Consider the following 8,385-nt stretch of genomic DNA (forward strand, 5'->3'; position numbering starts at 1 on the left):
CATCTGTAGGATCGTTCAACTGATCAGGAAAATGCTTAAATGATCAGTGTTAGCTTTAATAGCGGCTTTTTTTGTATCTAAATCAACCATCTAATAGTTAGTTCACCTAATTTTCGTCATTTTGCTTTGCATCTTTTTCATTGTTAAATATACTGTATAAATATACAGGTATTTAATTATGCATGAACTAATAAAAAACTTACAAGACCGCCAGCTAATCTGGAAAGGGTTACAATCAACAACGCAAGGCAGCACCACTTCGACAGGCTATCCTCAACTGGATAAACAGCTTGATGGTGGCTTTCCGACGCATGGTGTTATTGAGGTTGAATCGCAACAAGGGATCGGTGAACTGCGCCTGCTTACCCCCTATTTAGCTCAGCAAAACTCACAGAAGCTGGCCATATTCATTAACCCGCCAGGGAAGATCTGTGCCGAGTTTTTTAGCAGCCAAGGGATTGAGCTCGATAACATCTTGGTGATCGAGCCTCAACGCGACCTCGATGCATTATGGGCAGCCGAGCAATGCCTCAAGAGTGGTGCTTGTCATTCTGTATTGTTATGGGGAGCCGATCTCGAAATCCACCAAACCAAACGCTTACAAGCAGCAAGCGAAACGGGCAAATGCCTGCAATTTCACTTTAAAGCCACCAGCCATAATCAGTTATCCCTGCCCGTTTCTTTAAGCATGAAGCTGTCTTCTCACATCCAAGGGTTAAAGGTTGAGGTGACTAAGAGAAAAGGCAGTTGGTCGTATGGCAGTTTTATTCTGGACATGAACCAGAACTGGCCGTTACTCACAGAAAAAGTCATCGATGAAAACATCTCAATTCACGCGTTATCTGGTAACACGGTGCTGGCTTTCCCTATTGCGAAGCAAGGCTAACGTATGCTGTGGTTGTATCTGCATTTCTCATCCCTACAATTGGACACCTTGTTTAACTCTAATGAATTGGGTTCGAACGAAGATTCACGCAATCAGCCTCTTATCATCGTCGATGAGAAAGATCATCGTGTGCTGCAAGCTAACCAAGCCGCTTTGCAATCAGGCATTACACTGGGCATGGGGCTAGGGTCTGCAGCGGCGCTCTGCCATAACTTACACGTCCACCCTTACAGTATTGAGCTAGAGAAAAATAAGCTGAAAGAGATTGCTCAATGGGCTTATCTGGTCACTTCCGATATGGCGTTATTGCCACCTAATGGTTTGTTGATTAAAGCCTCTAACATGTTGTCGCTTTACGATGGGTTAGATAATTACTGGCATGAACTCAAAAGCCATTTAGAAACGCTCAATATTCAGTTCAACTTTGCGACGGGTTACTCACCGCTTTCTGCGATCCTTTTGGGTAAGCAAGCGATCAACCAAGCAACGAACAATGTTCAACAGATGAAGACTTGGGTTAACCAACAAGCTCTAAGTTCTAGCGAACTGCCTGCTAAACAAGTTGAGCGCCTGAATCGTGTTGGTATCAATGTCGTTGAAGACTTATTAACACTGCCTCTGCAAGATGTCGCGCGCCGCTTTGATATCGACTTGGTGAACTATGTTGGTCGTCTTAATGGGCAGTTCAAGCACCCGATTGATTTCTATCACCCACCAGAGAGTTTCCAACAATATTTGGAGCTGCTGTTTGATATTGAAAACATTCTATTTATTGAAAAGCCTTTGCTGAAATTGTTGAATCAGCTCGAGTGCTTTTTGAGGTTACGTGACCGAGTGGCTTTCGAGTTAACGCTGACTTTGCACCTAAGGGATAAAGACGACCACCCTGTCTCTTTTTATTCAGCACAGGGCGATTACCTTGCAGTCAAATGGGCAAACCTAACGCATCTAACCTTAGAGTCACTCAAGATAACAGCACCCGTACAGGGACTGACCCTTTCCGTAATTCGTCATGGAGAACCGCAAATGGCCTACCGTGATCTTTTTGATGGCAATACAGGAACACTTGCCGCGTTAGATTTGCTCTCATTACTGCAAGCAAAGCTTGGGCAAGCCTGTATTCAAACACCGAAAATACAGCATGACCCAAGGCCAGAAAAGGCCAATCAGTATTCGCTCCCAACACTAAGTCATACGGCGAAAAAGGGGCGAGATCCACAAGAACTCGATCAACAAGCCACAACAACGAACAGCATTAACCAACAGCGACTCAGGCCCAGTATTTTACTGCCAGAGCCCGAAGCCCTAACTGAAAGCGTCACCTTATCTCAAGGCCCTGAGCGTATTGTGTCTGGCTGGTGGGATGGTGAGAAAATCATTCGTGACTACTTTATTGCTCACAGTGAAAACGGCCGATGGTTATGGGTATTTAGAACACCAGATAAACAGTGGTTCTTACACGGCTTATTCAGCTAACCAACACTTATTTAGCTAACCAACAAAAGTTGAATCTCCAACCCGCACCATTTACTCAACTTAAACGCCCTTTTCAATCATGTTCACTCGCAATGGTTAAGTGAGATTACGTTATGTCTCAGCAATACTCAGAGCTTTTCTGTCAAAGTAATTACTCCTTCCTTGAGGGAGCTTCGCACGCGGAAGAGTTGGTTTTACAGGCCGACTTCTTACGTTACAAAGCACTCGCAGTTACTGATGAGTGCTCAGTCGCGGGCATCGTTAAGGTTCACTCAGCAATCAAGCAACATAAACTGTCGCTCAAGCAAATTGTCGGGAGCATGTTTTGGTTAAATGAAGAGTGCCAAGTTGTCTTGTTATGTCCGAATAGACAAGCCTACGCCGAGCTGTGTCGTATTATTACCAATGCGAGACGTCGTAGTAGCAAAGGACATTATCAACTCTCTGAGTGGGATATCATGTCGGCTAAACACTGCTTCATTCTTTGGTTTCCTCAACAGAAAAATGAAGACGCGCACTGGGGGCAATGGCTCTCCCAGCACCATTCAGGTCGGCTTTGGATCGGCTTACAACGACACCTAAAGCAAACCGACCAACAATACACAGATTACTGCGTTGAGCTGTCACAACATCACCAACTGCCGATTACAGCTTGTGGTGGCGTGCTGATGCACAACGCGAACCGCTTACCCTTGCAGCATTCACTCACTGCGATCAAATACCAACGTCCCATTACTGAAGTGGGCAGTCACTTACTCGCCAATGCCGAGCGCTGTTTACGCAGCATCAATAAGCTATCGCATATATTCAAAGCTGAGTGGCTAGAAGAGAGCAATCGTATCGCTGAGCTGTGTGAATTTGATTTAGATAGCTTGCGATACGAATACCCCAGTGAACTGATTCCTCAAGGTGAGACACCCATGAGTTATCTACGCATGTTAGTCGAGAAAGGAAAACGAACTCGCTTCCCGCAAGGCGTGCCTAACGACATTCAACAAATCATAGAGAAAGAATTGGGGCTAATTGACGAGCTTGACTACCCTTTCTTTTTTCTCACGATCCACGACATCGTCATGTTTGCCAAAAGCCAAGGGATTCTTTACCAAGGTCGAGGTTCAGCGGCCAATTCCGTGGTCTGTTACTGCCTAGAGATCACCTCTGTCGACCCAAGACAAATCTCAGTGCTATTTGAACGCTTCATCAGTAAAGAACGCGATGAGCCGCCTGATATTGATGTCGATTTTGAGCACGAGCGCCGTGAAGAAGTCATCCAATACATCTACAAAAAATACGGTAGAGAACGCGCAGCACTTGCCGCAACTGTCATTTCATACCGCTTCAAAAGTGCGGTAAGAGATGTCGGTAAAGCATTGGGGCTACAAGAAACTCAGCTCGACTACTTCATTAAGAACACCAATCGCAGGGACAAAAGCTTAGGTTGGCAGGCTCAGCTCACTCAATTGGGGCTACAGCCTGATTCTTTGAAGGGACAGCAGTTTATCCATTTGGTTAATGAGATCATTGGCTTTCCACGTCACTTGTCTCAGCACGTTGGTGGCTTTGTGATCTCTTCTGGTCCTTTGTATGAGCTGGTTCCTGTCGAGAATGCGGCAATGCACGATCGAACCATTATTCAATGGGATAAGGATGATCTAGAAACCTTAGGCTTGCTGAAAGTTGATGTACTCGCGTTAGGTATGCTCTCTGCGATTCGTAAATGTTTCGACCTGATCAAACGCATTCACGGGCGATCACTGACCATTGCTGAGATCACTCGCCTTAAGGACGATCCTCAGGTTTACGGCATGATTCAGCGAGCAGATACGGTCGGGATATTCCAAATTGAGTCACGTGCGCAAATGAGTATGCTGCCAAGGCTTAAGCCGAAGACTTATTACGACTTGGTGATTCAAATTGCTATCGTACGTCCTGGGCCTAGTCAAGGCGATATGGTTCACCCATTCTTAAAGCGTCGAGATGGTATTGAGCCAATCAGTTATCCATCTAAAGACGTGGAGTTGGTACTGTCGCGCACTTTGGGTGTGCCGATATTCCAAGAACAAGTGATTAAGCTCGCGATGGTTGCCGCAGGATTCACCGGCGGAGAAGCAGATCAGCTCAGACGCGCCATGGCTGCTTGGAAGAAAAATGGCAACGTCTTTAAGTTTAAAAACAAGCTCATCGAAGGAATGCAAAAACGCGGCTATGAGACAGAGTTTGCTGAGCAGATCTTTAAACAGATATGCGGCTTTGGCGAATACGGTTTTCCAGAAAGCCATTCTGCTTCGTTTGCGGTGCTAGCCTATTGCTCAGCTTGGTTGAAATGCTACTACCCAGAATGCTTCTATGCTTCCTTGCTCAATAGCCAACCTATGGGGTTTTATAGCCCATCACAGTTGGTACAAGACGCACAACGACACAATGTGGTAGTTCTTCCGGTATGTGTGAACGCCTCACAAGACAACCACACTGTCATCGCTCATCAGAATGGTTCAGCGATTCGCTTAGGGCTGCGACAAATCAAAGGATTCAGCGAACATGGGATTCAAAGCGTGCTCGCCAATCGTCCACAATCCGGTTATCGCCACCCTAGCCAGGTGAAACAGTTATCGATGAATAAGAAAGATATCGAGCTACTGGCATCGGCCAATGCGCTACATAACGTATCGGGAGACCGCTTCCAGACTCGCTGGACAATCATGGACTCCGCTTCTGATTTACCTCTGTTTAGCCAAGTCTATGACGATGTTGGGGATGGACATGACGAACATGCACTGCACAAACCCAATGAGATGCAAGATCTACTCGAAGACTTCACCAGTGTCGGAATTTCATTGAACAAACACCCAATCACTTTGCTAGAAGAAGCGGGACGATTAGGTCGATTCACACACATGAAGGATTTAATACAGCAAAGACACAAATCTATGGTCACGGTTGTTGGATTAGTCACAGGAAAACAAGCTCCCGGAACCGCGGCAGGTGTTACCTTTGTTACATTAGAAGATAACACGGGCAATATTAATGTCGTGATATGGGGAGCAACCGCGCGCTCTCAACAGCAAGCTTATCTGACAGCCAAAGCGTTAAAAGTACAAGGAATATTAGAAAAGGAAGGCGAAGTTGTGCATGTTATAGCGGGTAAACTCATCGATATTACCGATGACATTATTGGTTTGAACACCAAATCCCGAGATTTTCATTAACGAATCAAGTTGCCCTCTAAGAAACGCTAGAAACGCTAGAAACGAAAAAGGGAAGCATCCGCTTCCCTTAAATTCAATTTGTTGAGTTATACCTCAACGTCCGCTTCCGTACAGCTGCATTAATTACAAAATCTGACGCATTCGCTCTTGAGTTACTTCAACTAAGAGGTCTGGTTGGAATTTAGAAATAAAGCGATTACACCCTACTTTCTCAACCATGGCTTCATTGAAACTACCACTTAATGAAGTATTTAGCGTAATAAACAAGTCATGCATTCGAGGATCAGTTCGAACTTCATGAGTCAGTTTGTAGCCATCCATTTCTGGCATTTCGGCATCGGTGATCATCAACAGTATTTCTTGATTGATGTCTTTGCCTTCATCACACCACTTCTTAAGTAAAGTCAGTGCTTCTAAGCCGTCACAACATTCGATAATGTTCAAACCAAGTTGCGACAAGGTGCCTTTGATCTGGTTGCGTGCTGTTGAAGAGTCATCCACGATAAGCACATTACGGCCAACCATTTCATTCGCTAACTGCTGATCTAGAACACCGTCAGAAATCGACACATCGTAGTCGATGATCTCCGCTAACACCTTTTCAACATCGATGATCTCAACGATTTTGTGCTGCTCTTCTTCTTGGATATGCGTGATAGCAGTTAAATAGTTTGCTCGACCCGTAGTCTTTGGTGGCGGTTGGATTTCTGTCCATGTCGTATTCACGATATTGCGAACTTGTCCAACCAAGAAGCCTTGTACGGTTCGGTTGTATTCGGTAATGATCAAGTTGTTTTCTTGAGTCTCATCTCGTGATGGTGGGAAACCAATCGCACTGCGTAAGTCAATCACAGGTACAGATTCACCACGTAAAGAAGCAACACCCGTAATATGATGGTGAGAGCCTGGCAAGCGAGTGAGTACAGGCACTTTTAAGACTTCTTTCACTTTAAATACGTTAATCGCAAATAGTTGGCGACTATTTAAGCTAAATAACAAGAGTTCCAGACGGTTTTCACCGACGAGTTTAGTTCTCTGATCAACAGAATTTAAAACGCCAGACATACAACACCTTAGTGACAAATAATAACTGTGGCTACAATAGCCTAATTCGATAGGTTAAAGCAAAGCGCAAATACACAGATGCTTAAACTAAGTACAACAAATGCTGTTATACATAGTTTAAGTGCATGGAAAGGGTTAAAGGAAGGCTAAAAACGATAAAAAAAGGGTTAGCCTTCAATCACTTTCATTAACAATTGGCCATCATATAAAGCTTGTTTAACAAGCGCAGCACCTGGCATGGTGGCTTGTTTATAGAATCGAGATTCCACCAGCTCTAAATCTTGATGGTAAACCGATAAACTCTGCTCTTCGATACACTTTTGAATCGCAGGATACAACACGCTTTTAGCCTGATTGATAACACCACCTATCAAAATTTTCTCAGGATTGAACAGGTTGATCACAATCGCTATCGCGGCACCTAAGTAACGACCTAACTGCTCAATCACTTCAACAGCCAGTGGATCACCATCAGCAGCAGCAGCGCAGATCTGTTCAATTGTGACATCTTCAAACGCCGTTAGTGATGATGCCTCGCCATTAGCCAGTCTTTCTTTGACTTGCTCACGGAGAGCCTGTGAACTCGCAACCGTTTCTAAACAGCCATGATTACCACAATGACAAAGCTTGCCTTGTCTATCGATCTGAATATGACCCAGCTCACCGATGTTACCGTGGCGACCTTGCAATACTCGGCCGTCGAGAATGATCCCTGCGCCTACTCCGTGGTGAATCGAGATCAAAACGGAGTTATCGTTATCTTGAGAGTGACCAAACAGCTTCTCTGCTAATGCCCACGCTCGGGTATCATTGGCAATAAAGACAGGTAGACCTGTTTCTTTGTAGATCTCAGGACCCAACGCTAAGTTTTTAACGTTGTAGTGTGGCATCTGCAACACAATCCCCTGCTCAGAATTCACAAGCCCCGGTAGCGTAACCGCAATACTTGTTACCCTATCGAGTTGCTCGGCATAAGTTTGGAAAAACTCATCAATTTCATGCAGAAGACGCGCAAGTACATCGTCTTGGTCACGTTCATGAATATCAATCTTAGTATCGATAAGTACATCGCCGCCCAATTCATGGAGCGCGATCGTTAAGTATCCGCGACCAAGACGCATCGACAGAAACTGCCAACCTTCGTTATTGGTTTGCAGACCGACAGCAGGACGCCCACGAGTCGTGGCTTCTTGAACCGTCGTTTCGTGAATAAGGTGAGCTTCAATGAGTTCACGGGTAATTTTAGTAATACTCGCCGGGGCCAACTCACTTTGCTTGGACAGATCGATACGAGAAATAGGACCTTTAAGGTCAATTAGTTTATATACACGACCAGCATTGACCTGTTTGATATGATCAATATGGCCCGGTTGAGCCATGTACATTTTACGCTCCAGAAATCATCAACGCGGTAATTTTTTTACTTTGCGAAGTAATTGTGAAGTCACTTGGTATATCGCCGTGACCCGTATCACGTATATACATGAATCTTTGTGTATCTAGTCAAATAGTTCGAGAAAAATTAGTACCTACATCGATAAATTGAGACTTAATTTTCTCAATGAAACATCGTTATTGAGCCCTGAATTCAATAATTGGATACAAATAAAGAAATATCCTTCTAGCTCCCAATAAATAATCAATTAATGCATATACTTAATTAAGGCGCGTTGACCTTTCGTGGTTAAATTTTGTTTGAGATAAAAGCGTTTTAATCGCGGCGAGGGAGAAGTAGCCTAGTCATTCTAAGCA

5 protein-coding genes are annotated in these 8,385 nt (G+C 44.5%); 3 read left to right on the forward strand and 2 right to left on the reverse strand.

What is annotated here, in order from left to right:
* Positions 1-178: 178 nt before the first annotated feature.
* The 3 genes from imuA (at position 179) to AB6E08_RS21910 (ending at position 5,568) form a co-directional block, all read left to right on the forward strand.
* Complete coding sequence (imuA, locus tag AB6E08_RS21900; RefSeq protein ID WP_017100266.1) at positions 179-886, forward strand: translesion DNA synthesis-associated protein ImuA; 708 nt, start codon at positions 179-181, stop codon at positions 884-886.
* 3 nt (positions 887-889) lie between these two features.
* Positions 890-2,362: a DNA polymerase Y family protein gene (locus AB6E08_RS21905; protein ID WP_017100267.1), complete on the forward strand. Its 1,473-nt coding sequence runs from the start codon at positions 890-892 to the stop codon at positions 2,360-2,362.
* Between the two features lie 113 nt (positions 2,363-2,475).
* Entirely contained in the window at positions 2,476-5,568 is a 3,093-nt protein-coding gene (locus AB6E08_RS21910; RefSeq protein WP_372063843.1) for an error-prone DNA polymerase, read from the forward strand.
* A gap of 123 nt (positions 5,569-5,691) precedes the next feature.
* Here the strand turns inward: AB6E08_RS21910 and AB6E08_RS21915 are convergent, their stop codons facing one another.
* Together AB6E08_RS21915 and AB6E08_RS21920 are read right to left on the reverse strand one after the other, a co-directional pair.
* Positions 5,692-6,633, reverse strand: a complete 942-nt coding sequence (locus AB6E08_RS21915) for a chemotaxis protein CheV (RefSeq protein WP_009848992.1) — start codon at positions 6,631-6,633, stop codon at positions 5,692-5,694.
* 167 nt (positions 6,634-6,800) lie between these two features.
* Positions 6,801-8,018 (reverse strand): ROK family protein, encoded by a 1,218-nt coding sequence (locus AB6E08_RS21920; RefSeq protein WP_017097686.1) that lies wholly within the window; start codon positions 8,016-8,018, stop codon positions 6,801-6,803.
* Positions 8,019-8,385: the final 367 nt, after the last annotated feature.

The organism is Vibrio sp. 10N.247.310.24 (assembly GCF_041467175.1).
GTDB lineage: Bacteria > Pseudomonadota > Gammaproteobacteria > Enterobacterales > Vibrionaceae > Vibrio > Vibrio tasmaniensis_A.